Consider the following 25,664-nt stretch of genomic DNA (forward strand, 5'->3'; position numbering starts at 1 on the left):
ATGAACTCTACTCTGTTAGCAGCGACCGACACCAATCTGGCGCCGGTCTATGCCGAAATCTTCCTGCTGATCGCGGCTTCCGCGATCCTGCTGATCGACATGTTCCTGAAGGAGGGCAAGCGCAACCTGACGTATGTGCTGACCCTGCTCGCCATCTTCGGCTGCGGCGTGCTCACCTTCGCCGACATGAACAGCGGCGCCACCGTCTATACCTTCAACGGTATGTACGTGTCGGACCCGATGTCCAACCTGCTCAAGCTGGTGACCTACGTGGCCACCGCCATGACCCTGGTGTATTCGCGCCAGTACGCGGGCGACCGCGCCATGATGTCCGGTAACCTGGGCGGCGAGTTCTACGTGCTCGCGCTGTTCTCGATGCTCGGCCAGATGATCATGATCTCGGGCAACAGCATGCTCACGCTCTACCTGGGCGTGGAACTGATGTCGCTGTCGCTGTACGCCCTGGTGGCCATGCGCCGCGATCACGCGATCTCGACCGAAGCCGCGATGAAGTACTTCATCCTGGGCGCGCTGTCCTCGGGCTTCCTGCTGTACGGCATGTCGATGATCTACGGCGCCACCGGCGCCCTGAACATCGACGCCATCCAGGCAGCGAGCTCGGCCGCTGGCGCGAACTCGACCATCCTGGTGTTCGGCCTGGTGTTCGTCGTCGCCGGCCTGGCCTTCAAGCTGGGCGTGGTTCCCTTCCACATGTGGGTTCCGGACGTCGTGCAGGGCGCCCCGACCGCCGTCACCCTGCTGCTGGGCGGCGCACCGAAGCTGGCGACCTTCGCCATGGTGATCCGCCTGCTGGTGGAAGCCCTCCCAAGCATGGCTTTCGACTGGCAGCAGATGCTCTTGGTGCTGGCCGTGCTGTCGCTGGCCGTGGGTAACATCACCGCGATCGCGCAGACCAACATCAAGCGCATGCTGGCCTACTCGACCATCGCCCAGATGGGCTTCGTGGTGCTGGGCATGATGACCGGCGTGGTCAACGGCGACAACAGCGATGCCGCCTCGTCGTACAGCGCCGCCATGTACTACACCATCACCTATGTCCTGACCACGGTCGGCAGCTTCGGCCTGATCATGATGCTGGCGCGCGCCGGCCACGAAGCCGAGACCATCGCCGACTTCAAGGGCCTGGGCAAGCGTTCGCCGTGGTTCGCGATCGTCATGACCATCCTGATGTTCTCGCTGGCTGGCGTGCCGCCGATGGTGGGCTTCATGGCCAAGTGGGCGGTCCTGCAGGCTGTCGCCAATGCGGGCATGGTGTGGCTGGCCGTCGTGGCCGTGCTGTTCTCGCTGGTCGGCGCCTTCTACTACCTGCGCATTGTCAAGACCATCTGGTTCGACGAAGCCGCGGACACCGCCGCGATCAACACCCCGGCAGACATGCGCGTGGTGATGTCGCTCAACGGCCTGGCCGTGGTGGTGCTGGGTATCGTTCCGGGCTGGCTGCTGGCGGTGTGCTACAGCGCCATGCAGGCAACCCTCGCGAAGTAATCAAAGGCCTTGGATTCCTCCCTGGCCTCCTGGCTGGTGGTCGCGATTGCACTCGCGGCCGCCAACCTGCCTTTCCTCACCGAGCGCGTGTTCGGTTTCATTCCGCTGAAACCGAACACCCCAGGTGACGGCGCTGTATCGTCCCCACGCACGAAGTCCTTCCCGCTGCGCCTGTTAGAGTTAATTGTTTTATACTTTGTCGTCGGCTTCCTGGCTCGCGCCCTGGAATCCCGGATCGGCGGCGTGTTCGCGCAGAACTGGGAGTTCTACGCGGTCACCGGCTGCCTGTTCCTGGTGCTGGCGTTTCCCGGATTCGTCCTGCGTTACCTGCGCAAACGCCGCGCCTGACTCCCTGTAACGCAGTACAAACTGGAGAACGCATGGATTTGCGCGAGACCCGCATCGACGGGGGCGTCGCCTACGACGGCCCATTCCTCAAAGTAGAACGCGACAAGGTCCGCCTGCCGGACGGTTCCACCTCCCACCGCGAATTCATCCGCCACCCCGGCGCGGTCGTCATCCTGCCGCTGCTGCCCGATGGCCGCGTGCTGCTGGAGCGGCAGTTCCGCTATCCCAATTCGCAGGTCTTCATCGAATTCCCGGCCGGGAAGATCGACCCGGGCGAGGAACACCTGGCCTGCGCCAAGCGCGAGCTGGAAGAGGAGACCGGCTACACGGCGGCCAAGTGGCGCTTCGTCTGCACCATCCACAACGCCATCGCCTATTCGGACGAGCACCTCGAACTGTTCCTGGCCGAAGACCTGACGGCGGGAGAGCAGAAGCTCGACCAGGGCGAGTTCCTGGAGACCTTCACGGCCACCGTGCCCGAGCTGCTCGAGATGGTCAAACGCGGCGAGATCACCGATGTGAAAACCATCATCGGCACCTTCTGGCTCGAGAAGATCCTGTCCGGGGCCTGGAACCCCGCCTGAACCAATGAAAACGCTGCTGGCGCTCGTCCTCCTGTGTTGGGCGCTGGCAGCTTCCGCCCAGCCCCGCAGCGCCTTCCAGGCGCGGTGCGAGGACAGCATCGGCGAGACCCTGTCCGTGCTGACTGGCGTGCAGAACGGTTTTCGCATCGATAACAGCGTCGGCTACCGCTCGCTGACGGTGATGAAGGGCAGGGCGAGGGCCGGCCAGTACGTGCTGGGCCTGACCCGCACCGAGTCGCGCGTGAGCATCAATGTCGGCGGGCGCCTGCTGTCCGACCCGGCCAGCGGCTACGAATGCATCGCCCCGCACATCGAGGTCAGGCTGACCTATCCGCCCATCGTCGTGTACGTGAGCCGCGAGTTCCGTCCCGGCTCCTGCGCCTACGAGGAGGTGCTGGCGCACGAGATGCGCCACCTGAACACCTACCTGGACTACCTGCCGAAGGTCGAGGCCAGGGTGCGCGCCGCCCTGGCCCAGCGCTTCGAGGGCAAGCCCCTCTACGCCCGCATCGGCCAGGCCCAGGCCCTGCTCCAGCGCGAAGTCGACCGCGGCTGGATGCCCTATATTAAGAACGAGATGGCGAAGGTCGAAGCGCTGCAGGCGGCGATCGATTCGCCGCAGGAATACGCCCGTCTCGGCAAGGTTTGCGGCGGTGAGGTACAGTTGTTGCTTCGACCACTACGACGATCCAAGGCATCTTGAACAACCCGGCAATGAACGACCCCGCAGTCCCGGCTTCCCGCCCTCGCTATTTCGCACTGATCCCGGCCGCCGGTGTCGGCGCGCGCATGGCGGCGGGCAGCCCCAAGCAATACCTGCCCATCCTGGGCAAGCCGATGTTGCGCCACACGCTCGACGCTTTTCTTTCGAGCCCACGTATCGCCCATACCTATGTAGTCGTCAGCGCGGACGACCCCGTCATCGATGCGATCGTGCCCGGGCAGGGCGTAAGTGTCCTGCGGTGCGGCGGCGCAACCCGCATGGAATCGATCCGCAACGGCTTGCAGGCCCTGCACGGCGCCGTCGCGCCGGACGACTGGGTGCTGGTGCACGACGCCGCCCGTCCCGGGCTGGATGCGGAACTGATCGACCGCCTGATCGTCGAAACTGGAGAGCACCCGGCCGGCGGCCTGCTGGCGCTGCCGGTGGTCGACACCGTCAAGCGCAATGTTGCCGGCGAGGTGAGCACGGTATCGCGCGACGGCCTGTGGCTGGCGCAGACGCCGCAGATGTTCCGCTACCGGTTGCTGGTGCGCGCCCTCGACGCCGCAACGGACCCGTCCGCGGTCACCGACGACGCCAGCGCGGTTGAAGCGCTGGGACTGGCCCCTAAATTGGTGGAAGGACATCCACGCAATCTCAAAGTGACGCTGCCCGCCGACATCCGGATTGCCGAGATGTACCTGGCCGCCCATCAACCTGAACCAACTGAATAATCATGGCACAAGCTTCCTGGAATCCCACCCCGCCGTTCCGCATCGGGACCGGCTACGACTGCCACGCGCTGGTCGAAGGGCGCAAGCTCATCGTCGGCGGCGTGACCATCCCGCACCGCCTCGGCCTGCTCGGCCACTCCGACGCCGACGTGCTGCTGCACGCGATCATCGATTCGCTGCTGGGCGCGGCAGCCTTGGGCGACATCGGCAAGCATTTCCCGGACACCGACCCCATGTTCGCCGGCGCCGACTCGCGCACCCTGCTGCGCGAAGTGGCGCACCGCGTGCAGGCGACCGGCTACCTGATCGGCAACGTGGATGCGACCATCATCGCCCAGCAGCCGAAGATGGCGCCGCACATACCGCAAATGGTCTCGCGCATCGCCGAAGACCTGGGTGTGTCGCCGCAGCAGGTCAACATCAAGGCCAAGACCAACGAGAAGCTCGGTTTCCTGGGACGGGAAGAGGGCATGGCGGCGGAAGCGGTGTCGCTGCTGGTCAAGGCGCCCGAACTCGGCTAATGACGTTCTGACATGTGCGTGCATATGCACTATAATTCGCCGGACGGGCACTCCGACCCGCCGACGAGGAGCCGCACATGACAAGCACACCCGCACAACCCGCCATGACGCCGCGCGCGGCCTGGATGCTGATCCTGGCCGCCAGCGCCATCCTGATGATCACGATGGGCGCGCGCCTGACGACGGGGCTGTTCCTGTCGCCCATCAACACTTCCACCGGCCTGGGCGTGGCCACCATCAGCTTCGCCATGGCCGTCGCCCAGCTCATGTGGGGCGCCTCCCAGCCCGTGTTCGGCGCCATCGCCGACAAGTACGGTCCGGCACGCGTCATCGTCATCGGCGGCATCATGCTGGCGATCGGCACCGCCGCCACGCCCTTCATGACATCCGAATGGGGCCTGCTCCTGAGCATGGGCATCCTGTCGGCCGCCGGGGCAGGGGCGGGCAGCTTCTCGATCCTGATCGGCGCCACGGCCCAGCGCCTGCCGGCCGAGCGGCGCGCCTTCGCCTCCGGCTTCATCAATGCCGGCGGCTCCTTCGGCCAGTTCGTGTTCGCCCCGCTGATGCAGGCCATCATCGCCAGCGCCGGCTGGGTGATCGCCATGCTGACCATGGCGGCGACGACCTTGCTGACCATTCCGCTGGCGCTGGGCATGCGCGGCAGGCGGTCGCTACCGCCCGTGGCAACCGCCGCATCGACTCCGGCAGCCGCGGCAACGCCGGCCCCGGGAGCCGCGCCGGCGGTGCCGCCGCCGCCCGGCATGACCTTGACCGAACAGCTGCGCCAGGCCATGCGCGACCGCAGCTACCTGTGCCTGCACCTGGGCTTCTTCACCTGCGGCTTCCACATCGCCTTCCTCGTCACCCACCTGCCGCAGGAAGTGGCCCTGTGCGGCCTGAGCGCCGGCGTGTCGGCCACGGCGCTGGCGCTGATCGGCCTCTTCAATATCGCCGGCAGCCTGGCGGCGGGGGCGCTCGCCAACCGCTTCCGCATGAAGTCGCTGCTCGCCGTCATCTATGGCAGCCGCGCCGTCATCATCGTGGCCTACCTGCTGGCGCCGAAGACCGCCCTGACCTTCTATCTCTTCGCCGGCATGCTCGGCTTCACCTGGCTGGCCACGGTGCCGCCGACTGCGGGCCTGGTGGGCAAGCTGTTCGGCATGCGCTACCTCGCGACCCTGTTCGGCCTGACCCTGTTGTCGCACCAGATCGGCGGCTTCTTCGGCGCCTGGCTGGGCGGGCTGTCCTTCGTGCGCTTCGGCGACTACACCTGGATGTGGTATGCGGACATCCTGCTGGCGATCGCCGCCGCCCTGGTCAACCTGCCGATCCGCGAACAACCGGTCGCACGTCCCGCCGCGCTGGCGGCTGCGAAAGCCTGAGGATGGCGCGCGAGAGCTGGGCATACCGGGAGGTCGCGGTGGAGTCAATCATCGATCCGCGCAGCGGCCGGGTGATCATCCGGCCGGTGTCGGGCCAGGCCTATGCGACCTCGCTGCGGGTGCACTGTGCCCGCGCCTTGTGCGACCCGGAGCGCTATCCGGTCGGCACCCGCTTCCTGCTGTCGGCCAAGCTGACCGACCGGCAGGGCGGGGAACCCTATCTCTACGCCTGGCACGGCGACCCGGTGGTCGTCATGACGAAGGCCGCGGTGAAACGCTTCGTGGAGGAGCGCAGGCGCTTGCGGATCTGACGTCTACGGCGCGTCGACGTGCTCGAAGCTGAAGATGCGCGCGATGCGCCAGCGATTGCCTTCGAGGCGCATCAGGTGGGTGTAGTTGGCGCGGCCGACCAGTTCCTCCGGCTTGCCGCCTTCCTTCGCATAGAAACGGTGTTCGCCGACGACCATGGCGCCATAGACCGTGTCACCCTCGCGCATCGGATAGAAGCGCACGGTGCCGGGAATCGCTTCGCGCCGCAGCCGCGTCTTGTTGGTCTTCATGCCGTCGTTCGCGGCCGCCAGCGCCTTCTTGCCGATCAGCTTGCCGCCGCGGTCATGGTAGAACTCGACGTCGAGGCTGAGCCAGGCGTTCATGGCGTCGGCATCGCCCCGGTTGTAGGCGGCCCAGTAGGCTTCGTCGGCGGCGCGGGCGCCGGCGTCCCATTGTGTCGCCCCGGCCGGGCGGGCCAGGAAGGCGATGGCGGCGGCGGAAAACAGGACGGCGGCGATCGTGGCAAGGCGCTTGAACATGGTCTTCCTCATTCTCCGGATTTGCCACTATAGCCTGCCCGCATCTGCCGGAAATGCGCGCTTTGTCACAGGCGGCGCTGTCGCGGTAGACTTGTCGGCCAAACACTTCCACGATGGTGAGAAACATGGATGCACAGCTGGCGGGACGCCTGCGCTTCCTGCAGGCCGCCGAAGCGCTCAAGAACGTGCTCAGGAGCGGCCACAGCTCCACCGGCAGGCCGGAAAGCACGGCCGAGCACAGCTGGCGGCTTTGCCTCATGGCCCTCGTCTTCGAGGACCGGTTCGCGGGCCTCGACATGAAAAAGGTCCTGTCGCTGTGCGTGATCCACGACCTGGCGGAAGCCGTGGTCGGCGATGTGCCGGCGGTCCTGCAGCACGCGAACGACGACAAGGAGAAGGCCGAGCGCGCGGGCTTGCGGCAGTTGCTCGACGGCCTGGACCCGGCGCTGGCCGGGCGCATCGCGGCGCTGTGGGAAGAGTACGTCGCTGCGGCGACGCCGGAAGCGCGCGCGGTGAAGGCCATGGACAAGTGCGAAACCATCATGCAGCACAACCAGGGCCTCAACGCCCCCGGCTTCGACTACGGCTTCAACCTCGATTACGGACGCAGGCATGTGGAGGCCGTGCCCGAGCTCGTGGCCCTGAGGGCATTGCTCGACGAGGGCACGCGCGTACGGATGGCGGCGTCCGCGGCTGTGGGCATGCCAGCGCAATCTTGTGAAAATGGTTACCATCAGGGCTCGATGAAGACCCGCGAGGAAAAGGAAACTGATGAGCACTAAGAACATTGCTGTCATTGTCGGCAGCCTGCGCAAGGACTCGTTCACCCGCAAGGTGGCGCAATCGATGATCGAACTGGCGCCCGCCGGCCTGAAGATGGACATCGTCGAGATCCGCGACTTGCCGCTCTACAACCAGGACGACGAGACCGACAATCCTCCGGCCGCCTTCACGGCGTTCCGCGAGCGCATCCGGCAGGCCGACGGCATCCTGTTCTGCACGCCAGAATACAACCGCTCGGTGCCGGGTGCGCTGAAGAACGCGATCGACGTCGGTTCGCGCCCCTACGGCAAGGCGGCCTATGCCGGCAAGCCCTGCGCCATCGTCAGCGTCTCGCCGGGCGCGCTGGGCGGCTTCGGCGCCAACCACCACCTGCGCCAGATGTTGCCCTTCCTGAACATGCCCTGCATGCCGGCCCCGGAAGCCTACGTCGGCAACGTCGCGTCCAAGTACGAGGGCGACCGCCTCATCGACGATTCCAGCCGCGCCTTCTTCCAGACCTTCGTCGACACCTTCGCCACCTGGGTAGAGCAGCATGCCGAATGATTTCGCCATCCCCGTGCGGGGACTCGACCACATCGTCCTGCGCGTCAAGGACATCGATAACATGATCGCTTTCTACGGCGAGGTGCTCGGCTGCCCGGTCGAGCGGCGCCAGGAAGAAATCGGCCTGTACCAGCTGCGCGCGGGCATGGCCCTGATCGACATGGTGCCCGTCGACGGCAAGCTGGGCCGCGCAGGCGGCGCGGCTCCCGGCACCGAAGGGCGCAACCTCGACCACCTGTGCCTGCGCGTGGAGCCCTTCGACGAAGCCGCGATCCGGCGCCACCTCGCCCTTCACGGCGTGGAGGCGGGCCCGGTCGAATCGCGCTATGGGGCCGAAGGCGAGGGCCCGTCGATCTACCTGCTCGACCCGGAGGGCAACACCGTCGAGCTGAAGGGGCCGCCGGCGCGATGAAGCGGGCGCGGGGGGCGCGTGACGCGTTCTATCCAGTCGAGTGCGCCGGACCGGAGGGGGGCTGGCGCTCGCGCGTACACGAGGTCATCTTCGGCATCGATACGCCGGCAGGCCGCGCCTTCGACATTGCCCTGGTGGCCGCGATCCTGCTCAGCATCCTGGTGGTCATTCTCGACAGCGTGCCTTCGATCGGCAGCGCCTATGCCGGAGTGCTGTACGGGCTCGAATGGTTTTTCACGGTGCTGTTCACAGTTGAATACGTGGCCCGGCTGCTCACGGTGCGCCGCCCCTTGCGCTACGCACTCAGCTTCTATGGAGTGATCGACCTGCTGTCGGTGATGCCCACCTATGTGTCGCTGCTGGTGCCCGGAAGCGAAGCGCTGCTCGACATCCGCATCCTGCGCCTGCTGCGGGTCTTCCGCATTTTCAAGCTGACCCTGTATATCGAAGAGTACACCCGGCTGGCGGAGGCCCTTGCCGCAAGCCGCCGCAAGATCATGGTTTTCCTGTCGGTGGTGCTGATGGCGGTGCTGATCCTCGGAACGGTCATGTACGTGGTCGAAGGGCCGGAACACGGTTACACCAGCATTCCTGTCGCAATGTATTGGGCGATCGTGACCATGACCACGGTCGGCTACGGCGACATCACCCCGCACACGCCCCTGGGCAAGGCAATCGCCTCCTTCATGATGCTGCTCGGCTGGGGCATCCTGGCGGTGCCGACCGGCATCGTCACGGCCGAGATGACGGCGCGCCGGGTCGACCGGCGCCATGGCACCCGGTCCGTGCTGGCCTGCGAGGAATGCGGCAGCGGCGGCCATGACCCCGGGGCGCGCTTCTGCAAGGATTGCGGAGCGGCACTGCCGGCGCCGCTCGCGCAGGATTGAGCACCGGCGCACGTTTGGTGCAGGTCAAACGCGCGCCGCATCGTCCCTTTAGCCTTCTAGCTTCGTGCTGCGGACGACGGCTCAGCCGTCCGGCCGTGGCGTGCCCATTCGAAGCCATTACACTATGAGGTCGACGATGTATCCCTTTCCGCAATCCGTGAGTCCGGCCGTGCGCACCCACATGGACGCGCAGACCGCCTTCCTCAACGACATGTCGAAATCGATGTTCCGTTCCTTCCAGCAAATCTGCGACCTGAACATCCAGCTGGTCCAGACCATGCTGGAAGAAAGCACGCTGGCCAGCCAGCAAGTCCTGAGCGCCGACCGCCAGACCGAGATCTTCACGGCGGCGTCGAGCCGCGCCCAGCCCGCCACCGAGAAGCTGCGCGCCTACCAGCAGCACATCTCGCGCCTGGCCGCCGACGCCCAGGTCGAGCTGGCGCGCGTGACCGAGCAGCACGTGCAGAACACCACGCGCACGGCGCGCGCCCTGGTCGATGAAGTGGCCCGCACCGCCGCCGAGGAAACCGAGCGCAACATCCGCACCCAGCAGGAAGCGATGCGCAACGCCACCGATCCCTTCGTGCGCGGCAACGGCGATGCCCGCGGCGACGGCGATGCGCAGCGTGGCCAGATGGAGGCGCGCCAGGGCGCCCAGCAGGCCGCCGGCCAGGGTGGGCGGCCGGCGGGCGCATCGACGCACTGAGCGGGGTGGTGGCACGTCGCCGGTGCTAGCCGGCGGCGTGAGCGACGGTGCCCTTCACCGGGAGCACAGTCGCCTGCGCCGCCCGCTCGAATTTCAACCCGAACAGCGGGCGCAGGACGCCCAGCCGGCGCACCAGCTCGAAGATGCCGAAGCTCAGGGTCGTGGTCAGTACCACCAGCATGAGCGCTTCCGGCCCCGGCGCGATGCGCAGCGGTTTCATCGCATGCGCCAGCACCACGATCAGGGTCTGGTGCAGGATGTAGACCGGGAAGATCGCTTCGTTCAGGTAGCGCCGCGCCGGGCTGTCATGGTCCAGGTGGCGCACCGCGAATCCACAGGCGGCCACGGTCGCGCACCATGCCATCAATGCGTACACGGTGTAGGCAATGGGGCGCAGCGCCGGCGGTGGTGGGGTGATCTCCCACTGGGCAATCCACATGACCAGACAGGCCCAGCAGGTCGCCACAATGGCGAGCGCATGCCAGCGGAGTGGCGCCGGTCGGCTCCAGAAGCCCGGTACACGCGCCACCAGGGCGCCGAGCAGGAAGGGCAGGAAGGACATCGCATGGTTGCACCAGTCGTTCACCACGGCGTGGTTGGTCGGGAAGTGCTCGACCAGGGCGATGCGCGCCACCGCCAGCACGGCGGCCGGCAGGACGATCAGCTTCCACCCCCGCAGCAGGGCGCCGAGTCGCGCTGCGATACGGTCGAAGCGGGGGCCGAGCGCCGCTACCAGGCCGCCCAGCAGCATGGTGTAGATCCACAGGTAGGCGACGAACCACAGGTGGTTCCAGGTCGGCAGGTCCAGGCAGCCATCCTGGCAGAAGCCGCCATAGCCTTGCAGGTAGAGGCCCATGAAGGCGCCGTAGCCATCGGCATAGCCGAGCTTCTCGACCACCTCGAAATAGGCCTGGGGCGGCACGATCACCAGCATGCCGAATACCAGCGGCACCAGCAGGCGCAGGCTGCGCTGCTTCAGGAAGGGCGCGGCGCCAAGCTTGCGCAGCATGATGCTGGCCGCGACGCCGCCGATGAAGAACAGCAGTCCCAGCCGCCAGGGCGAGGACAGCATCATGAAGGGTTCCGGGCCGCTGCTGGCAAAGGGGCTCTTCACGTGCCAGCCCCACGTCACGTAGTACATGCCGACGTGGTAGAGGATCAGCAGGAAGAAGGCAAGGATGCGCACCCAGTCGAGGAAGTACAGGCGCGCGCTGGGGGCAAGGTCGTGATTGTTCATGGCTCGCTCTCGTTGTTCGAATGAGCGGCCAGCATCGCGCAGGCGCGCGTTTCTGCCGAGCGGTTTGGGGCGAAGCGGACTTGCGGTGGGGTGAGTCGGACGCGGAGCCGCGCTCACGGCGCCGCAGAACCGGGGCAGGTCTGACATCCGGACACGAACTCAATGCTAGTGTTGCGATACACAGGCGCCTCGGGGCCGCGCTATCCTTGACCATCATCGCAAGCGCATGGTTGTTCTCATTGTTGAGGTCGTGCCTGGACGTCAGACCCGACCCCGTCCGTATGCTCGGCAGCTTTCTCACTGCCCTTGGAGATGAGAATGACGGCTGCAATGTCCTTGCGCTTGTCCAGGCACTCCAACCAGTGCGTGCCTGCGCTGACAGGGTAGATTGCGTAGATCAGCCCGCCCGCAAATTTCCACGTGAGACCGCCATGCGGATTCAATTGAGGGGAGCGGCCGAAGATCTTTTCGTAGAAACTGGAGATCGCAGAAACGTCCTGGCGAGCACTGAAAGACTGCCAGCTGATCGAGAATGGCGCGCGGCCTCGATCGCCAAAGTCATCCACAGCCCCCTGGCATGCCAGAGTCGCACCAGGCGGAAGCGGCCGCGCCTCCAAGGGCTCCGCGATGGCAGAACTGCCAGCGCCCACAATGAATAGACTGAGTATGGTGAATGCAGTGAAGGTTTTCATTTCATGAGTCAGAGTCCGGTCGGGACTGTTGGCCAAGCGCCGTCATGAGCGCAGCCCGGAATTGCCGGCTGCATGGCGCGACAGCGCCGCTGCGCAGCACCAGCTCGCAATCGCCCTTGTCGAGCGGGACGATCCGTTCCACCGCCTTCACCCGCACCGCCGCGCGGCGATGGCAGCGCACGAAGCTGCCGCCCAGCTGCGCCAGGAGACCGGACAAGGTCTGCCGCAGCAGCGGCGCCCCTTGCGCCGTGTGCAGCACGACGTAGTTGTCCGCGGTCTCCAGCCACTCGATGTCGTCGACCTGCACCACGCGAGTGGCGCCGCGCTCCGTTACCAGCAGCTGGCGCGGCGGCATGCCTGCGGCCGCAGCCGTCTTCCCATGCGAACGCGCTGCCAAGCGCTCGCGCAGGCGATCCAGCGCACGCCGCAGGCGCGCCTGGTCGAAGGGCTTGAGCAGGTAGTCGATCGCGTTCGCATCGAAGGCGCGCAGGGCGTATTCGTCGTAGGCGGTCACGAAGACCACCAGCGGGGCGGGATCGGGCAGCGAAGCTGCGAAGTCGATACCCGACAGCTCCGGCATTTCGATATCGAGCAGCAGGGCGTCCGCCCGGCACTCGGGCAGGCAGCGCAGCGCCTCGTGCGCATCGGCCGCTTCGAAGATGGCGTCGATTCCTGCTTCCAGCGCCAGCATGCGGCGCAGCCGATCGCGCGCCGGGCGCTCGTCGTCGACGATCAGGATGCGCATGGCAGCCTCACCTCGGTACGCACCCCGCCGGGCTCCAGCTGGCTCAGCGCCAGGCTGGCGCGCTCGCCGTGCAGCGCGGCCAGGCGTGCGCGCAGGTTGGCCAGGCCGATGCCGGATTCGCCCGCCTGATCGGCATCGAGCCGTCCGGCATCGTCCTCGACCCGCAGCACCAGGGACTCGCCCTCGCGCGCGGCGCTGACCAGGATGCGGGTCGGCGCGCGTCGCCGCTCGACGGTGTGCTTGAACACGTTCTCGAGCAGCGGCTGCACGCTCATGGCAGGCAGCGGCACGCCCAGCATGGACTCCTCGATGCGCCACTCGATCTGCGCGCGGCCGTCGAAACGCCCTTCCATCACGCCGGCATAGGCGCGCGCCAGCCGCAGTTCTTCTTCCAGCGCCGCCTGCGGCCGCTGTCCCAGCGCCAGTGCGGCGCGCAGCATGTCCGACAGCTGCACCAGCACGGCGTCGGCGCGCTGTACGTCCGTGTGCATCAGCGAGGAGATGGTATTGAGCGCATTGAAGAGGAAGTGCGGCTGCATCTGGCGCGCCAGCGACTGCAGCTGGGCTTCGCGCAGCAGGGCGTTGGCCTGTTCCGCGCGCAGCCTCGCGCCGATCAGCTCGCGCCAGGACAAGAGGCCGAAGGCGATCACGGTGAACAGCCCCGCGAACACGGTGATCTTCAGCGACTCGTAGACGAAGACCTGGCCCCAGGGCTCATGGTCGTAGCTGCTGCCGGCCAGCGAATACACGGCATGGCGGATGCCGAAGGCCAGCGGCACGAAGGCGATCCAGTACAGCGGCATGATGCAGGCCTGGATCGCGAACCAGCGCCAGGGCGTGGCGATCAGGTGGTTGTAGCGCGCGCCGATGCGGCGCTGGATGAAGAGCAGCAGCGTCGCCACCAGCGCCGAGGAGCCTTCCCACAGCATCGGCTGCCAGTAGGCCGTACCGCCGTCGCGCCGGTAGTCCTCGACCGCGACCAGCATCATCAGGGTCCAGAACAGGAGCCAGGCGATGCCGAAGGCGATCTTGCTGCGGGTGGAGTTCATCGGCGCATGGGCTGTTGGGATGCCCGATCTTCCAGCATCCGGCCGCGCTTGTCAAAGCGCCTTGCCTGTCCTAGTTGCCGCCGGCCTTGTGCCCGCGTTCGGCGTCGAGCTCCCTGCGCATGGCCTCCACCTGCGCCATGTGCTCGGCCACGGTGGTGTCGGGGCTGGCGCGCAGCTGCGGCGGCAGCAGCACCGACATGTACAGTTCGTCCGCGACGCGGCCGTGGCGCTGCTGGTTGACGATCAGGACCAGGCTCGATGCCAGCACCGCGGCGCCCGCGCACAGCGCCCGCAGGCGCCGCCGGAGCGGCGGCTTGATGGTCGCCAGGTGGAAGTAGATGATGCCGGCCGCCGTGGCCACCGCCACGTGCGAGCCGTAGCGCGTCAGCCACTCCCAGGAGAAGGCATAGGCGGCCATTGCCGCCAGCAGGCGAAAGCCGACCAGGGCCGCCATGCCGCAGCCGAAGATGAACAGGTGACGCCCCAGGCGCGTGTAGCGTCCAAACAGGCGGTTGAGAAAAGCCCACAGGCTGCTCCACAGGAGGGCCACGCCGATGCCTGCGCTTGGAGCCAGTACATAGTTGAGCAGCTGGAAGGGCTGGGCGTCGAACAGCCAGGTCACGAGCAGGGCCACCAGCCCGGCCAGCAGCACGCCCACGGCGCCGGGGAGCAGGCCCTCCCAGCCGTGCATCGTGCGGTCGCGCAGCTCGGCCGGCACCGGGAAGTCCGCCGAACGCAGGCGCAGCGAGGTGTGGCCGAGGCGCACCACGGTGTCGCCGGACAGAGGGAGCTCCTGCACGCGCTTGCGCCCGAACACGACGCCGTTGCGGCTGCCGAGGTCGCGCAGCACCGGGGCGCCGCCAGGTCCCGCCTCGATCACGGCGTGGTGGGCCGCGGCGTACTCGTCGTCGAGGATGAAGTCGTTGTCGTAGGCACGGCCGATCCGGATCGGCAGGGCGGGCGCCCGGTGCCGGTGCAGCACTTCGCCGTTCCGGGCCAGCATCTCGACGGTCCAGGGCCCACTCATGGCTTGTCCTTGGGCGCGGGGGCGCGCCTGACGTTGCGCCCGAAGGAACCGAGGAAGGCGCGCGTCACGCGCATCCCGTTCTCGTACGAGACGCCGGCCACGTCCAGGCGGCTTTGCAGGCTCGATTCCGCGGCATCGGTACTTGCGGTGAGCAGGGTGAAGTTGTACAGGCCCTCGAACTTGCGGTAGGCGCGCACGCAGGTGACGGCGCGCAGCGGCAGGGTGCGGGTGTGCACGAATCCCTCGGTGCAGACCGGTTTCGTCATGCGTTCGTCGGCGCTGCTGCCCAGCCGCGTGGTGCGGAACAGGCGGCTGGCCAGGGCCGCGAAGGGCAGCGGATGCAGGTTGTCCGAGCGGATGTACTGGTGGGTCATCGACACGTGGCCGGTCTGCTGTTGCGAGGACACATAAATGGCCGACTCCATCGCGCAGCTCATCGAGTCCGAGGTGTAGGCCGTTTCGGCCTTGACGTTGGAACGCCCCCAGCAGCGCAGCTGGCCGGATTCGCGCACCGGCACGAGGTAGGGCCCCATGCTCTTGATCGACAGCGGCTCCTCCAGCAGGCGGTCGACCATGGCGCGCTGGTGCACCAGCAGCTGCTCGGCGATCAGGGGATTGAAATCCTTCGGCGGCGCCGGCTGGCGCGCCACCTTGCGCAGCAGCTCCTGGGCATACTTGACCGGCACCAGGAAGCTGACCGATTCGCCGTCGCGGCGCTTGGACACGTTGATGCCGGCGACCGTGCCGTTGTCGGTCACGCTGGGGCCCCCGCTCATGCCCGAGTTGATCGGGCCGCCGAACATCAGCTGGTCGTAGAAGCTGCGCGTGACCACGCCGTTGTAGGCGCCCTCAGAGATCGCAAAGCCGAGGTCGAGGGGATTGCCGAGCGAATAGAGGCGCTGGCCCTGGCTCAGTTTCAGGGCCCGCTCGGGCATCTTGAAGAAGCCGCTGCCTTGCCGGTTGACCCGGACCACGGCCAGGTCGTGCAGCACGTCCACGGCCATCAGCTCGACCGGGCCGCTGTTGCCGTCGGTGTCGACATACTCGGCGGTGTAGACGTCCGGGTCGAGCGCCATCTGCGAGACCACATGGTAGTTGGTGACGACCAGGTCGCCTTCGCCCACCAGGAAGCCCGAGCCGACCGTGGACTGGGTGCGCCCGTTCTTGAGCAGCATGCGGATCTGCAGCAGGTCGCCGCGCGCCGAGGAGTACAGGTCCTGGGCGGCCGAGGAGGGAGGCGGCAGGGCGTCCTGGGTGTCGACTTCACCCGGCGCCGGCGCGGGTGGGGTGGCGCCGGGCGGCGCCTGCGGCGGCAGGTGCGGCGGCGGGGCGGAAGGAGCTGCGGCGACGGAAGGACGGGCGGCCGCGCGATTGCCCCTGGCCTGGTCGGCCTGCGGCGCCGTGAGCGCGGCGGCGGCGAGGCAGGACAGCAGGAGGGCGGCGGCGAACCTTTTCATGCATTCCGATCATTGGCAAGAGGAGTGCCTATCTTGCCATCGGAAGCGCGCCCGGTGCGCGCGTTAGGGAAGCACTGATTTATTCTGGCGTGCAGGAATCGATCACGAAAAATGTGCCCGGCAAGGCCTGGCCGGCCGCGCTCAACCGCAGCGATACCGCGTGGTATCGCGAGGATTTACAACGCAGCAGGGTGCATTTTCTCGTGGTCGAGGCCGCCGCCATGAATAGATCAGTGCTTCCCCAGGGGTTGGAAAACCCGGCGGATCAGATCACGTCGGGAGCGGCGGCCGGAGACGGCGCCTGGTCCGCCGGCACGGCGGGCGGCGTCATCATGTGGCCGAGCTTGGCCTGCTTGGTGTTCAGGTAGTTGTTGTTGAAGGCGTTGCGGTTGACCAGCAGGGGCACGCGGTCGCTCACCTCGATGCCGAGGCGGGTCAGGGCGTCGATCTTGCGCGGGTTGTTGGTCATCAGGCGCAGCTTCTTCACGCCGAACTGCTCCAGCATGGGCTTGCACAGCTCGTAGTTGCGGGCGTCCGCGTGGAAGCCCAGCTGCAGGTTGGCCTCGACCGTGTCGGCGCCGGCTTCCTGCAGGCGGTAGGCGCGGATCTTGTTGACCAGGCCGATGCCGCGTCCTTCCTGGCGCAGGTAGAGCAGGATGCCGCGGCCTTCCTGGGCGATGCGCTGCAGCGCGCCTTCGAGCTGGGCGCCGCAATCGCAGCGCTGCGAGAACAGCACGTCGCCGGTCAGGCATTCCGAGTGCACGCGCGCCAGCACCGGCGCGCCGTCGCCGATATCGCCCAGCACCATCGCCAGATGCTCCTTGCCCGTTGAATGCTCGACGAAGGCGTGCAGCGTGAACTGCGCCCAGGGCGTCGGCAGGGCGCACGAGGTCACGTAGTCGAGCAGCTGGTCGTTGGCCGGGGCGGCGGAATTGGCGGAGGTGGCGGGCATGTCGAGTCTCTTGATGCGTATTGCAGTAACCGCCTAGTTTACCGGAAATCCGTTCCGCCCGTGCGGCGGCCCCGGCGGTAGCCCCGCTGGCTTACGCAGTTAGAAAGTTTCTCCTGAGGCATCGCGGGCACGATTCCCGCTCTTTCCCCGCCCGGTTCAGCGCCCGCTGCGCAGCGGGTCGAGCAGGCCGCGCAGGGCGTTGTGGTCGAGCTCGTACATCAGGGCGAGCAGCTGGCCGAGCTCGCCGCGCGGGAAGCCTTCGCGGGCGAACCAGGCCAGGTAGTGGCCGGGCAGGTCGGCGATCTTCTGCCCCTTGTATTTGCCATATGGCATTTCGCGGACGAGCAGGAGGGCGAGGGGGGCGGTATTCGTGTCCATGCGTAGCGCACTTTAACAGACAGGAAGGGCGTTGTAGCATCCTCCGGAAGGGGAGGACGATACGATGGAAACCGATTTTGACCTGGAGCGCTTCGTCCAGGCGCAGGCGCCGGTCTATGCCACGGTACTCAAGGAGCTGCGATCCGGGCACAAGCGCACGCACTGGATGTGGTTCATCTTTCCGCAACTTGGCGGCCTGGGAAGCAGCGAGATGGCGCAGCGCTACGCCATCCGCTCGGGCGACGAGGCGGCCGCCTACCTGGCCCACCCGGTGCTGGGCGCGCGCCTGCGCGAATGCGCCACCATCGTGGACAGTCTCGACGGACACACGGTGGACGAGATCTTCGGCCATCCGGACGAGCTGAAGTTCCGTTCGTCGATGACCCTGTTCGCCGACGTGGCGCCGGACGAGGCGGTGTTCCAGGACTGCATCGACAAGTACTTCGACGGCGAGCCCCTGGCCCGCCTGTGAGCCGGCCCGGGCCGCTCAACCGACCGTCGCGAGGATCGTCTCGAGCTGGCCGAGGTCGACCGGCTTGACCAGGTGATGGTCGAAGCCGGCGGCCAGGAACTGGTCGCGGTCGCTCTGCTGTCCGTAGCCGGTCACGGCCACCAGCATCGCGCCCGCGGTGGCGGGATCGGCGCGCAGGCGCCGCGCCAGTTCGCGCCCGTCCATCCCGGGCAGGCCGATGTCGAGCAGGCAGGCGCGCGGCAGCTCGCGCCGGGCCCGGTCGATGGCGGCGTGCGGTTCGTGCTCGACCAGGGCCTGGTAGCCGGATGCCTCGAGCAGCATCGACAGGGTTTCGGCCGCGTCCACATTGTCGTCCACCACCAGCACCCGGATGGGGCCATGGCGCCTTGCCTGGGCAGGCTCCGGCAGCGCGGGCGCCGCCCGTGCGCCATCCTGGCCGGGCAGCCAGACGCGGAAGCGGCTGCCCTGGCCCGGACCGGCGCTCTCGCACTCCACCGCGCCGCCATGCAGCTCGACCAGGCTCCTGACCAGGGCCAGGCCCAGGCCCAGGCCGCCGAGCGCGCGATCCAGGCTGCGGTCGGCCTGGGCGAACAGGTCGAAAGCGCGCGCCACCAGTTCCGGCGCCATGCCGATGCCGTTGTCGGCGACGTCGATACGGATGCGCCCACCCTCCACCGCGGCTTCCAGGCGCACGCTGCCGCCTTCCTGTGTGTACTTCGCGGCGTTGTTGAGGAGGTTGGCGAGGACCTGCACCAGGCGCTTGCGATCGCCCACCAGGATGGGCGACCCGGCGGGCGCGGCGACCGCCAGCGACTGCTGCCGCGCGCGCACCAGCGGCGTGGCCTGTTCCACCGCGTCGTCCAGGATATCCTGCAGCCGGACCGGCGCGCAGCTCAGTTCCACCAGGCCGCGGGTGACGCGCGAGACGTCCAGCAGGTCGTCGATCAGGCCGGTCATGTGGGCTGCCTGGCGGCCGATGATCTGGCTGGTGCGCCGCAGCAGCGCCTCGTCCGGCTGCATGCGCTGCAGGATCTCGGCCGCCGCGCTGATCGGCGCCAGCGGATTGCGCAGTTCGTGCGCCAGCATGGCCAGGAACTCGTCCTTGCGGCGATCGCCCTCGCGCAGCTTCTCCTCGGCGGCCTTGCGCTCGGTGATGTCGCTGGCGGCGCCGATCCATTCGTAGACCCGGCCGGCCGCGTCGAACATCGGGACCGCGCGCGACAGGGTCCAGGCTTCGCTGCCGTCGAGGCGCCGCACGCGGTGTTCCAGTTCGTAGGGCGAGGCGGTCCGGATCGCTTGCCGGACCGCCGCGTTCACCCTTTCCTGCTCGTCGGCGGGGACGTAGTCGCTCAGCCAGAGCTGGCGCGGACCGACGCTGTCCTTCAGGAAGCCGCGTCCGTCCAGTTCGTGCATCTCGCTCCAGTCGGCGTTCATGCGGTAAACCACCTGGCCGGCCGAACTAAGGGCGCGGTAGCGCATCTCGCTTTCGCGCAGGGCCGCCTCCGAGCGCACCTTCTCGGTGACGTCATTGGTGGTGTGGAGGATGCAGGCGATGCCGCCAACCCCGTCGAAGATCGGGGTGCTGATCGCGCTCCAGAAACGCTCCTCGAACACGATGCTGCCGTCCGGCTGCTCGACCGGGATGGGATAGCGCTGCGCCGGCAGGCGGTCGGCCTGGCCCGAGGCCAGGACGCGGGCAAAGGACTGGCGCAGCTCGGATTCGCTGGTGGAGGCCGGATCGTCGGGGTCGGTCGGGAAGGCCACGAACAGGCTGGTGCCGACCAGCTCTTCGCGCCGCCGGCGCGAGGCTGCCAGGAAGGTATCGTTGACTGCGAGGACCACGGCGTCCGGCGTGGGCGACAGCAGGTAGGTGCCGATTGGCGAGCTGTTGAACACGGCTTCGAACAGGTCGGGCGAAAGCATGGGGCAATTCCGGGACGTGGCAGCGATCGCACATTATAAATGTGTCCGGTTCGATAGCGTTACTGCAACTTTGTACGGTGCGAGGAGGCGGTGCGGGGCGCCGCGCGAAGTGTTGCGTATAATCCCGGTCAGTTTGCCCATTCATTATTAGATACTGATCATTCATGGCTTCTTCCGACAACATCAGCATGGCGGTGTTCTGCGACTTCGAAAACGTCGCGCTCGGCGTACGCGACGCCAACTACGAAAAATTCGACATCCGCCCGGTGCTGGAGCGCCTGCTGCTCAAGGGCAGCATCGTCGTCAAGAAGGCGTACTGCGACTGGGACCGCTACAAGGGCTTCAAGGCCGCCATGCACGAGGCGAATTTCGAAATGATCGAAATCCCGCATGTGCGCCAGTCCGGCAAGAATTCGGCGGACATCCGCCTGGTGGTCGACGCGCTCGACCTGTGCTACACCAAGTCCCACGTCGACACCTTCGTGATCGTGTCGGGCGACTCCGACTTCTCGCCCCTGGTCTCCAAGCTGCGCGAGAACGCCAAGAAGGTGATCGGCGTCGGCGTCAAGCAGTCGACCTCGGACCTCCTGGTGGCCAACTGTGACGAATTCATCTTCTACGACGACCTGGTGCGCGAGAAGAACCGCGCCGCCGCCAAGCGCAAGGAGGAATCCGAAGCACGCAAAGGGCAGGGAGGCGGACGCCGCCCGGCCGGCGACGACAAGCGCAAGGAAGAACTGGAAGCGCGCAAGGTGCAAGCCCTCGAGATGGTCGTCGAGACCTTCGACGCCCTGGTGCTCGAGCGCGGCGACACCGGCAAGATCTGGGCGTCGCTGCTGAAGGACACCCTCAAGCGCCGCCGTCCGGACTTCAACGAAACCTATTTCGGCTTCCGCACCTTCGGCAACCTGCTCGAGGAAGCGCAGGCGCGCGGCCTGTTCGAGTTCGGCCGCGACGAAAAATCGGGCACCTATGTCTACCGCAGCGCCAATGCGCCGGTCGTGATGCCGGCGCCGGAACTGGTGGTGGTGCCCGAGGCGCCGTTCGAGGAAGCCGCGCCGCAGGCGGAGGCCAGCGACGTGGCCGCCACCGAGGCGCCTGCCGGCGAGGCACGTCCGGAGCGCGGCCGCCGCGGCCGCGGCGGGCGCAAGCAGGGTGGCCGTGGCGAGGCGGTCCAGGCCGAGCCGGTGCAGGGCCTGCCGGAACTGATCGAGGAGGCGCCTGCGGCGCCTGCCGCCGAGCCGCCGGTTGCGGAAGCACCGGCCGCGCCCGAGATGGCGCTTGACGCCGTCGCGGAGGAGCCGGCCCCGGCGCCCGTGAAGGAACGCCGTCGCGTGCCGCGCAAGCCGGCCGCGAAGAAAGTGGCCGGGGCCAGCGAGGCGCCGGTCGATGCCGCACCGGCGCCGGAGGCTGCTCCGGAGCAGGCGCCGGCCGAAGCGCCGGCCGAGGCCCCCGAGGCGCTCGAGGCCGAAGGGGGCGAGGGCAGCGACGCCAAGGCGGCTCGCAAGAAGCAGGCCCGTCCCGCCCATAAGGCGCCGGCCCGCAAGGCGGCGCCGCGCAGCCGCCGTCCGGCCAAGCCCAAGACCACGCCCGAGCAGGGCTGAGGCGCAGCGCGTGCGCCGGTAGCCTGGCGGCGATGCCATAATGGCATCGTCCGCCCTGGGTGCGGACCGGCGGGGTGTCCGCTCCGCACGAAGCGCCTGTCGCGAGGAGCCAGCCATGCGTGTGCCTGCCGCCGTCCTTTCCGCCACCGTCGCCCGCTGCGCGCTGCTGTGCGCGGCGCTGGGCCTCGCGCATACCGCGACTGCGGCGCCACCGGCCGATCATCCCATCCTCGGCATCTGGAAACTCAGCCTGCCCGACCTCGGCTGCTCCGAAACCTACCGCTTCCGCGCCGACGGCACCACCCTCGTCACCAGCGCCGAGGAAGTCTCGGAGAGCGAATACCGCATTCCGGACAAGCCCAGCGCCAGGGGCTTCTACCGGCTCGACGACCGCATCGTCAAGGACAACGGCAAGAAGGACTGCGCCGGCGCCATCATGAAGCCCGGCACCACGGCCACCAATTTCATCCGCTTCCACCCCTCGAACGCCATCTTCCTGATGTGCGCGGACGAGACCATGAATGCCTGCATCGGGCCGTTTGAGCGGGTGAAGGGCGAAGAGGCCTGAGCGGCAGGGCATAAGCGCAGGGCATGGGAGGGCGAAGGACATTGCATTTCCGGCGCATTCGCTTCGGTGTATATTGCTGGGCGAAACGACAACCCGCACTGGAACCCCATGTCCCCGGCACTTCTCTTCGCAATCCTCATCGGCTATTTTGCCCTCCTGCTCGGCGTCGCCTGGGCCACCTCGCGCAACGCCAACAACGACAGCTTCTTCATCGGTAACAAGAGCAGCAACTGGATGCTGGTCGCCTTCGGCATGGTGGGCACGACCCTGTCCGGCGCCACCTTCATCAGCGTGCCCGGCGCCGTGGGCGTGGACGCCTTCGGCTACGCCCAGATCCTGATCGGCTACGTGATCGGCTACATCGCCGTGGCCTACCTGCTGCTGCCCCTGTATTACCGCCTGCAGCTGACCTCGATCTACCACTACCTCGACGTGCGTCTCGGACGCCGCTCCTACCAGAGCGGGGCGGGCTTCTTCATCATCTCGCGCCTGCTGGGGGCCACCGCGCGCCTGTATTTGGTGGTGAACATCCTGCAGGCCATCATCCTCGACAGCCTGGGCATCCCCTTCTGGATCACGACTTTGGTCATCCTCGGCATGATCCTGATGTACACCTACCAGGGCGGCGTGAAGACCATCGTCTGGACCGACACCCTGCAGACCACCTGCATGCTGTTCGGCCTGTTCGCCTGCGTCTGGTTCCTGCTCGGCGAACTGGGGATGTCGATCCCCGACAGCCTGAACGCCATGCAGTCGCAGGGCCTGTCAACCATCTTCACCACGGACTTCGACAGCCCCAACTTCTTCCTCAAGCAGATCGTGGCCGGCATCTTCATCGTGCTGACCATGACCGGCATGGACCAGGAGATGATGCAGAAGACCATCTCGGTCAAGACGCTCAAGGATTCGCAGAAGAACCTCCTGACCCTGACCGCCGTGCTGGTGGTGGTGTTGATGAGCTTCCTGTTCCTGGGCGGACTGCTGTATCTGTACGCGCCCGCGGTGGGCGTGACGGCCACCGGCGACAAGATCTTCCCGGCCGTGGTCATGGGCCACCTGCCCGCCGCCGTGCAGATCATCTTCCTGATCGCCCTGATCTCGGCCCTGTTCCCGAGCGCGGACGGCGCCATCACGGCGCTCACGTCCTCCTTCTGCATCGACATCCTCGGCATCAAGCGCCGCACCGACCTCACGGAAGCAGCCAAGGAAAAGCTGCGCCGCCACGTGCACCTGGGCTTCGCCGCGCTCTTCCTCTTCCTGGTGCTGGGCTTCAAGGCGGCCGACAACCCGAGCATGATCGTGGTCATCCTGAAGCTGGCGGCCTATACCTACGGGCCGCTGCTGGGCCTGTTCGCCTTCGGCATGATGACGCGCCGCACGCTGACGGACCGCCTGGTGCCGTACGTTACGATCGGCGCACCGATTCTCTGCGCCCTCCTTGAGTACAATCAGGAATACCTGCTCGGCTCTTACCGCCTGGGGCTGGAATTGCTCATAGTAAATGGCATACTCGTGTTTGCCGGCCTGTTCGCCATCTCGCAGAGGGAAAAGCCCGGCGCGGCATTGGCATCAGCCTGAGCCGATACCATTCTTGACAACGGAGTTTCGATGGCCTTCAAACCCCTGAGTGCGCTGCGACGCGCCTTCGGCATGCTGTGGCATGCGGTCGACGTGTCCCGCCGCACCTTCATGAACCTGCTGTTCCTGCTGTTCGTGATCTTCATCGTGATGCTCTTCTCCTCGGGCGGCGTCAAGCCGATCGGCGAGAAGAGCGCGCTGGTGCTGGAACTGAAGGGCGACCTGGTGGAGACCTACGAGTCGAGCCTGGAGGACACCCTGCTCGACAGCGTGGCCGGCGACAGCAAGCGCGCCGTGCGCCTGCGCGACCTCCTGACCGTGCTCGATGCGGCGGCCAAGGACAAGAGCATCAACACCGTGGTGCTGCTGCTCGACCAGATGAACGGCGGCGGCATGGCCATGCTGCGCGACGTCGGCGCGGCCATCGACCGCGTGCGGGCTTCCGGCAAGAAGGTGGTGGCCTGGGGCGGCACCTACGACCAGAAGCGCTACCTGCTGGCCTCGCATGCCGACGAGGTCTACGTGCACCCGATGGGCATGGTCCTGATCGAAGGCTTCGGCGGGCGCCGCAATTACTATCGCGACGCGCTCGACAAGCTGGGCGTGACCGTCAACCTGATCAAGGTCGGCACCTACAAGAGCTTCGCCGAACCGTACATCGCCAACGGGCCCTCGGAAGCGGCCCAGGAAGCCGACAGCTTCCTGTACAACGCCCTGTGGCAGGACTATACGGGCCAGGTCGAGAAGAACCGCAAGCTGCCCAAGGGCGCGCTGGCCGGCTGGATCGAGACCCTGCCGCAGCAGATGGAAGCGCAGGGCGGCAGCGCGGCCAAGGTGGCCCTGCAGGCCAAGCTGGTCGACGGCCTGAAGACCCGCGACGAGCTGCGCGAGATGCTGGTCAAGCGCGGCGCCTGGGACGAGCGCATCAAGTCCTTCCGCCAGGTGGGTTTCAATGACTACCTGCAGCGCCACCAGCCCAGGCCCTTCGGCGACGCGGTGGGCGTGGTGGTCGCCTCGGGCAACATCACCGAAGGCTCGAGCGGCCCGGGCGTGGTCGGCGGCATCACCACCGCCAACCTGATCCGCCAGGCGCGCGAGGACGAAGCGGTCAAGGCCGTGGTGCTGCGCGTCGATTCGCCCGGCGGCAGCGCCTACGGCTCGGAGCTGATCCGGCGCGAACTGGAACTCACCCGCGCGGCCGGCAAGCCGGTGATCGTCTCGATGGGCGACGTCGCGGCCTCGGGCGGCTACTGGATCTCGATGGCGGCCGACGAAGTGATCGCCGATCCGTCCACCATCACCGGCTCGATCGGCGTGTTCACCATCCTGCCGACCGCCGAGAAGGTGAGCGACAAGCTGGGCATCCACACCGCCGGCGTGACCACCACCTGGCTGGCCGACGCCTACAATCCGCTGCGTCCGCTCGACCCGCGCTTCGGCTCCCTGGTCCAGAGCAGCATCAACCACGTGTACAGCGAGTTCACCACCCGCGCCGCCGCGGCCCGCAAGACCACGGTCGCGAAGATCGACGAAGTGGGGCAGGGCCGCGTCTGGACCGGCGCCCAGGCGAAGGAGCGCGGCCTGGTCGACCGCCTCGGCAGCTACCGCGACGCCCTGCAGGCGGCCGCCAGGCGCGCCAAGCTGGGCGAGGACTACCGCGTGGCCTACGTGGAGCGCCCGATCGGCAAGCTGGAACGCTTCCTGAACATGATGGGGGCGTCCACCGTCCAGGCGGTCAACATACAGGTGAAGCTCGGCCTGCTGGAGAATGCACTGCCGGCAGGTCCAGTGGCCAAGGTGGCGCACGACATGGCCTGGCTGAACGAAGTAGCGGACGGCCGCAAACCCTTCGCCGCCATCACCCACTGCCTGTGCGACATCCCATGAGGAAACTGGCTTGAAAAGAATTGTAGCCAGTTTGTAACTACCGGCTACAACATGAAAGACGGGCGCGGACGAGGTTTCGCGCCCGTTTTCCGTTTACGGCGGCCATTGTGGGGGCAACGGTGTAAATCGGTGTGAAGACGGTCCCGGCTTTGTAACAGAAGGGGGCGCGCAATGTAC

The 25,664-nt window shown here is 67.1% G+C and carries 28 protein-coding genes; 18 read left to right on the forward strand and 10 right to left on the reverse strand.

Features of this window, described 5'->3' with window-relative positions; genetic code table 11:
* The 8 genes from nuoN to NX780_RS20065 all read left to right on the forward strand — a co-directional run bounded on the left by nuoN (nucleotide 1) and on the right by NX780_RS20065 (nucleotide 6,089).
* Complete coding sequence (gene nuoN, locus NX780_RS20030) at nucleotides 1–1,506, forward strand: NADH-quinone oxidoreductase subunit NuoN (protein WP_258829643.1); 1,506 nt, start codon at nucleotides 1–3, stop codon at nucleotides 1,504–1,506.
* 9 nt (nucleotides 1,507–1,515) lie between these two features.
* Entirely contained in the window at nucleotides 1,516–1,854 is a 339-nt protein-coding gene (locus tag NX780_RS20035) for a DUF2818 family protein (protein WP_258829644.1), read from the forward strand.
* A gap of 32 nt (nucleotides 1,855–1,886) precedes the next feature.
* Nucleotides 1,887–2,438, forward strand: coding sequence for an NUDIX domain-containing protein (locus NX780_RS20040; RefSeq protein ID WP_258829645.1), 552 nt, complete (start codon nucleotides 1,887–1,889; stop codon nucleotides 2,436–2,438).
* 4 nt (nucleotides 2,439–2,442) lie between these two features.
* Nucleotides 2,443–3,141, forward strand: a complete 699-nt coding sequence (locus NX780_RS20045) for a hypothetical protein (protein ID WP_258829646.1) — start codon at nucleotides 2,443–2,445, stop codon at nucleotides 3,139–3,141.
* A gap of 11 nt (nucleotides 3,142–3,152) precedes the next feature.
* Complete coding sequence (gene ispD, locus NX780_RS20050; protein WP_258829647.1) at nucleotides 3,153–3,875, forward strand: 2-C-methyl-D-erythritol 4-phosphate cytidylyltransferase; 723 nt, start codon at nucleotides 3,153–3,155, stop codon at nucleotides 3,873–3,875.
* 2 nt (nucleotides 3,876–3,877) lie between these two features.
* Nucleotides 3,878–4,396, forward strand: a complete 519-nt coding sequence (ispF, locus tag NX780_RS20055; RefSeq protein WP_258829648.1) for a 2-C-methyl-D-erythritol 2,4-cyclodiphosphate synthase — start codon at nucleotides 3,878–3,880, stop codon at nucleotides 4,394–4,396.
* A gap of 77 nt (nucleotides 4,397–4,473) precedes the next feature.
* Nucleotides 4,474–5,778, forward strand: coding sequence for an MFS transporter (locus tag NX780_RS20060; protein WP_258829649.1), 1,305 nt, complete (start codon nucleotides 4,474–4,476; stop codon nucleotides 5,776–5,778).
* Between the two features lie 38 nt (nucleotides 5,779–5,816).
* Nucleotides 5,817–6,089, forward strand: a complete 273-nt coding sequence (locus NX780_RS20065; protein WP_258829650.1) for a hypothetical protein — start codon at nucleotides 5,817–5,819, stop codon at nucleotides 6,087–6,089.
* A 3-nt stretch (nucleotides 6,090–6,092) separates the two neighbouring features.
* Here NX780_RS20065 and NX780_RS20070 read toward each other — a convergent pair whose 3' ends face one another.
* Entirely contained in the window at nucleotides 6,093–6,587 is a 495-nt protein-coding gene (locus NX780_RS20070) for a nuclear transport factor 2 family protein (RefSeq protein WP_258829651.1), read from the reverse strand.
* 125 nt (nucleotides 6,588–6,712) lie between these two features.
* Between NX780_RS20070 and NX780_RS20075 the strand changes: the two genes are divergently transcribed.
* The 5 genes from NX780_RS20075 (at nucleotide 6,713) to NX780_RS20095 (ending at nucleotide 9,918) form a co-directional block, all read left to right on the forward strand.
* Nucleotides 6,713–7,369: an HD domain-containing protein gene (locus tag NX780_RS20075; protein ID WP_258829652.1), complete on the forward strand. Its 657-nt coding sequence runs from the start codon at nucleotides 6,713–6,715 to the stop codon at nucleotides 7,367–7,369.
* On the forward strand, nucleotides 7,359–7,913 hold the full coding sequence (locus NX780_RS20080) for an NADPH-dependent FMN reductase (protein WP_258829653.1): 555 nt from the start codon (nucleotides 7,359–7,361) through the stop codon (nucleotides 7,911–7,913). The genes NX780_RS20075 and NX780_RS20080 overlap by 11 nt, the downstream gene beginning before the upstream one ends.
* Nucleotides 7,903–8,325: a VOC family protein gene (locus NX780_RS20085; protein WP_258829654.1), complete on the forward strand. Its 423-nt coding sequence runs from the start codon at nucleotides 7,903–7,905 to the stop codon at nucleotides 8,323–8,325. The genes NX780_RS20080 and NX780_RS20085 overlap by 11 nt, the downstream gene beginning before the upstream one ends.
* Nucleotides 8,322–9,212, forward strand: coding sequence for an ion transporter (locus NX780_RS20090; RefSeq protein ID WP_258829655.1), 891 nt, complete (start codon nucleotides 8,322–8,324; stop codon nucleotides 9,210–9,212). The genes NX780_RS20085 and NX780_RS20090 overlap by 4 nt, the downstream gene beginning before the upstream one ends.
* 136 nt (nucleotides 9,213–9,348) lie before the next feature.
* Nucleotides 9,349–9,918, forward strand: a complete 570-nt coding sequence (locus NX780_RS20095) for a phasin family protein (RefSeq protein WP_258829656.1) — start codon at nucleotides 9,349–9,351, stop codon at nucleotides 9,916–9,918.
* A gap of 25 nt (nucleotides 9,919–9,943) precedes the next feature.
* On the opposite strand, the gene NX780_RS20100 is transcribed toward NX780_RS20095, so the two are convergent.
* The 8 genes from NX780_RS20100 to NX780_RS20135 all read right to left on the reverse strand — a co-directional run bounded on the left by NX780_RS20100 (nucleotide 9,944) and on the right by NX780_RS20135 (nucleotide 17,455).
* Nucleotides 9,944–11,155 carry an acyltransferase family protein gene (locus NX780_RS20100; RefSeq protein ID WP_258829657.1) on the reverse strand — a complete coding sequence of 404 codons (1,212 nt, stop codon included), beginning with the start codon at nucleotides 11,153–11,155 and terminating at the stop codon, nucleotides 9,944–9,946.
* A gap of 236 nt (nucleotides 11,156–11,391) precedes the next feature.
* The gene (locus tag NX780_RS20105) at nucleotides 11,392–11,847 is read right to left on the reverse strand and encodes a hypothetical protein (RefSeq protein ID WP_258829658.1); all 456 of its coding nucleotides are present in this window, start codon (nucleotides 11,845–11,847) and stop codon (nucleotides 11,392–11,394) included.
* Between the two features lies 1 nt (nucleotide 11,848).
* Nucleotides 11,849–12,592 carry a LytR/AlgR family response regulator transcription factor gene (locus NX780_RS20110; RefSeq protein ID WP_258829659.1) on the reverse strand — a complete coding sequence of 248 codons (744 nt, stop codon included), beginning with the start codon at nucleotides 12,590–12,592 and terminating at the stop codon, nucleotides 11,849–11,851.
* A complete protein-coding gene (locus NX780_RS20115; protein ID WP_258829660.1) occupies nucleotides 12,580–13,641 on the reverse strand; it encodes a sensor histidine kinase in 1,062 nt (353 codons plus the stop codon). Before NX780_RS20115 ends, NX780_RS20110 begins: the two co-directional genes overlap by 13 nt.
* A 70-nt stretch (nucleotides 13,642–13,711) precedes the next feature.
* Nucleotides 13,712–14,668 (reverse strand): FHA domain-containing protein, encoded by a 957-nt coding sequence (locus NX780_RS20120; RefSeq protein ID WP_258829661.1) that lies wholly within the window; start codon nucleotides 14,666–14,668, stop codon nucleotides 13,712–13,714.
* Nucleotides 14,665–16,125, reverse strand: a complete 1,461-nt coding sequence (locus tag NX780_RS20125) for a S1 family peptidase (protein ID WP_258829662.1) — start codon at nucleotides 16,123–16,125, stop codon at nucleotides 14,665–14,667. Before NX780_RS20125 ends, NX780_RS20120 begins: the two co-directional genes overlap by 4 nt.
* 265 nt (nucleotides 16,126–16,390) lie before the next feature.
* Nucleotides 16,391–17,077, reverse strand: a complete 687-nt coding sequence (gene ribA / locus NX780_RS20130; RefSeq protein WP_258829663.1) for a GTP cyclohydrolase II — start codon at nucleotides 17,075–17,077, stop codon at nucleotides 16,391–16,393.
* Nucleotides 17,078–17,233: 156 nt separating this feature from the next.
* Nucleotides 17,234–17,455, reverse strand: coding sequence for a DUF3820 family protein (locus tag NX780_RS20135; RefSeq protein WP_258829664.1), 222 nt, complete (start codon nucleotides 17,453–17,455; stop codon nucleotides 17,234–17,236).
* 64 nt (nucleotides 17,456–17,519) lie between these two features.
* Here NX780_RS20135 and NX780_RS20140 point away from each other — a divergent pair, with 64 nt between their 5' ends.
* The gene (locus NX780_RS20140; protein ID WP_258829665.1) at nucleotides 17,520–17,927 is read left to right on the forward strand and encodes a DUF1810 domain-containing protein; all 408 of its coding nucleotides are present in this window, start codon (nucleotides 17,520–17,522) and stop codon (nucleotides 17,925–17,927) included.
* 15 nt (nucleotides 17,928–17,942) lie between these two features.
* On the opposite strand, the gene NX780_RS20145 is transcribed toward NX780_RS20140, so the two are convergent.
* Nucleotides 17,943–19,850: a PAS domain-containing hybrid sensor histidine kinase/response regulator gene (locus tag NX780_RS20145; RefSeq protein ID WP_258829666.1), complete on the reverse strand. Its 1,908-nt coding sequence runs from the start codon at nucleotides 19,848–19,850 to the stop codon at nucleotides 17,943–17,945.
* Nucleotides 19,851–20,014: 164 nt separating this feature from the next.
* On the opposite strand from NX780_RS20145, the gene NX780_RS20150 reads away from it, so the two are divergent.
* From NX780_RS20150 to sppA, 4 genes are all read left to right on the forward strand, one after another.
* Nucleotides 20,015–21,454 carry an NYN domain-containing protein gene (locus NX780_RS20150; protein ID WP_258829667.1) on the forward strand — a complete coding sequence of 480 codons (1,440 nt, stop codon included), beginning with the start codon at nucleotides 20,015–20,017 and terminating at the stop codon, nucleotides 21,452–21,454.
* A gap of 115 nt (nucleotides 21,455–21,569) precedes the next feature.
* Nucleotides 21,570–22,022 (forward strand): hypothetical protein, encoded by a 453-nt coding sequence (locus NX780_RS20155; protein WP_258829668.1) that lies wholly within the window; start codon nucleotides 21,570–21,572, stop codon nucleotides 22,020–22,022.
* A 108-nt stretch (nucleotides 22,023–22,130) separates the two neighbouring features.
* Nucleotides 22,131–23,600 (forward strand): sodium:solute symporter, encoded by a 1,470-nt coding sequence (locus NX780_RS20160; protein WP_258829669.1) that lies wholly within the window; start codon nucleotides 22,131–22,133, stop codon nucleotides 23,598–23,600.
* A gap of 30 nt (nucleotides 23,601–23,630) precedes the next feature.
* Complete coding sequence (gene sppA, locus NX780_RS20165; RefSeq protein WP_258829670.1) at nucleotides 23,631–25,487, forward strand: signal peptide peptidase SppA; 1,857 nt, start codon at nucleotides 23,631–23,633, stop codon at nucleotides 25,485–25,487.
* Nucleotides 25,488–25,664 lie beyond the last annotated feature (177 nt).

It is taken from the genome of Massilia agri, from assembly GCF_024753255.1.
Taxonomy (GTDB): domain Bacteria; phylum Pseudomonadota; class Gammaproteobacteria; order Burkholderiales; family Burkholderiaceae_D; genus Telluria; species Telluria agri.

What these genes read in the sequence shown, in the direction of transcription:
- nuoN (WP_258829643.1), top strand. Translation starts at nt 1, where the DNA reads ATGAACTCTACTCTGTTAGCAGCGACCGACACCAATCTGGCGCCGGTC.
- NX780_RS20040 (WP_258829645.1), top strand. Translation starts at nt 1,887, where the DNA reads ATGGATTTGCGCGAGACCCGCATCGACGGGGGCGTCGCCTACGACGGC.
- NX780_RS20045 (WP_258829646.1), top strand. Translation starts at nt 2,443, where the DNA reads ATGAAAACGCTGCTGGCGCTCGTCCTCCTGTGTTGGGCGCTGGCAGCT.
- ispD (WP_258829647.1), top strand. Translation starts at nt 3,153, where the DNA reads ATGAACGACCCCGCAGTCCCGGCTTCCCGCCCTCGCTATTTCGCACTG.
- ispF (WP_258829648.1), top strand. Translation starts at nt 3,878, where the DNA reads ATGGCACAAGCTTCCTGGAATCCCACCCCGCCGTTCCGCATCGGGACC.
- NX780_RS20060 (WP_258829649.1), top strand. Translation starts at nt 4,474, where the DNA reads ATGACAAGCACACCCGCACAACCCGCCATGACGCCGCGCGCGGCCTGG.
- NX780_RS20070 (WP_258829651.1), bottom strand. Translation starts at nt 6,587, where the DNA reads ATGTTCAAGCGCCTTGCCACGATCGCCGCCGTCCTGTTTTCCGCCGCC.
- NX780_RS20075 (WP_258829652.1), top strand. Translation starts at nt 6,713, where the DNA reads ATGGATGCACAGCTGGCGGGACGCCTGCGCTTCCTGCAGGCCGCCGAA.
- NX780_RS20080 (WP_258829653.1), top strand. Translation starts at nt 7,359, where the DNA reads ATGAGCACTAAGAACATTGCTGTCATTGTCGGCAGCCTGCGCAAGGAC.
- NX780_RS20085 (WP_258829654.1), top strand. Translation starts at nt 7,903, where the DNA reads ATGCCGAATGATTTCGCCATCCCCGTGCGGGGACTCGACCACATCGTC.
- NX780_RS20090 (WP_258829655.1), top strand. Translation starts at nt 8,322, where the DNA reads ATGAAGCGGGCGCGGGGGGCGCGTGACGCGTTCTATCCAGTCGAGTGC.
- NX780_RS20095 (WP_258829656.1), top strand. Translation starts at nt 9,349, where the DNA reads ATGTATCCCTTTCCGCAATCCGTGAGTCCGGCCGTGCGCACCCACATG.
- NX780_RS20100 (WP_258829657.1), bottom strand. Translation starts at nt 11,155, where the DNA reads ATGAACAATCACGACCTTGCCCCCAGCGCGCGCCTGTACTTCCTCGAC.
- NX780_RS20105 (WP_258829658.1), bottom strand. Translation starts at nt 11,847, where the DNA reads ATGAAAACCTTCACTGCATTCACCATACTCAGTCTATTCATTGTGGGC.
- NX780_RS20110 (WP_258829659.1), bottom strand. Translation starts at nt 12,592, where the DNA reads ATGCGCATCCTGATCGTCGACGACGAGCGCCCGGCGCGCGATCGGCTG.
- NX780_RS20115 (WP_258829660.1), bottom strand. Translation starts at nt 13,641, where the DNA reads ATGAACTCCACCCGCAGCAAGATCGCCTTCGGCATCGCCTGGCTCCTG.
- NX780_RS20120 (WP_258829661.1), bottom strand. Translation starts at nt 14,668, where the DNA reads ATGAGTGGGCCCTGGACCGTCGAGATGCTGGCCCGGAACGGCGAAGTG.
- NX780_RS20125 (WP_258829662.1), bottom strand. Translation starts at nt 16,125, where the DNA reads ATGAAAAGGTTCGCCGCCGCCCTCCTGCTGTCCTGCCTCGCCGCCGCC.
- ribA (WP_258829663.1), bottom strand. Translation starts at nt 17,077, where the DNA reads ATGCCCGCCACCTCCGCCAATTCCGCCGCCCCGGCCAACGACCAGCTG.
- NX780_RS20135 (WP_258829664.1), bottom strand. Translation starts at nt 17,455, where the DNA reads ATGGACACGAATACCGCCCCCCTCGCCCTCCTGCTCGTCCGCGAAATG.
- NX780_RS20140 (WP_258829665.1), top strand. Translation starts at nt 17,520, where the DNA reads ATGGAAACCGATTTTGACCTGGAGCGCTTCGTCCAGGCGCAGGCGCCG.
- NX780_RS20145 (WP_258829666.1), bottom strand. Translation starts at nt 19,850, where the DNA reads ATGCTTTCGCCCGACCTGTTCGAAGCCGTGTTCAACAGCTCGCCAATC.
- NX780_RS20150 (WP_258829667.1), top strand. Translation starts at nt 20,015, where the DNA reads ATGGCTTCTTCCGACAACATCAGCATGGCGGTGTTCTGCGACTTCGAA.
- NX780_RS20155 (WP_258829668.1), top strand. Translation starts at nt 21,570, where the DNA reads ATGCGTGTGCCTGCCGCCGTCCTTTCCGCCACCGTCGCCCGCTGCGCG.
- NX780_RS20160 (WP_258829669.1), top strand. Translation starts at nt 22,131, where the DNA reads ATGTCCCCGGCACTTCTCTTCGCAATCCTCATCGGCTATTTTGCCCTC.
- sppA (WP_258829670.1), top strand. Translation starts at nt 23,631, where the DNA reads ATGGCCTTCAAACCCCTGAGTGCGCTGCGACGCGCCTTCGGCATGCTG.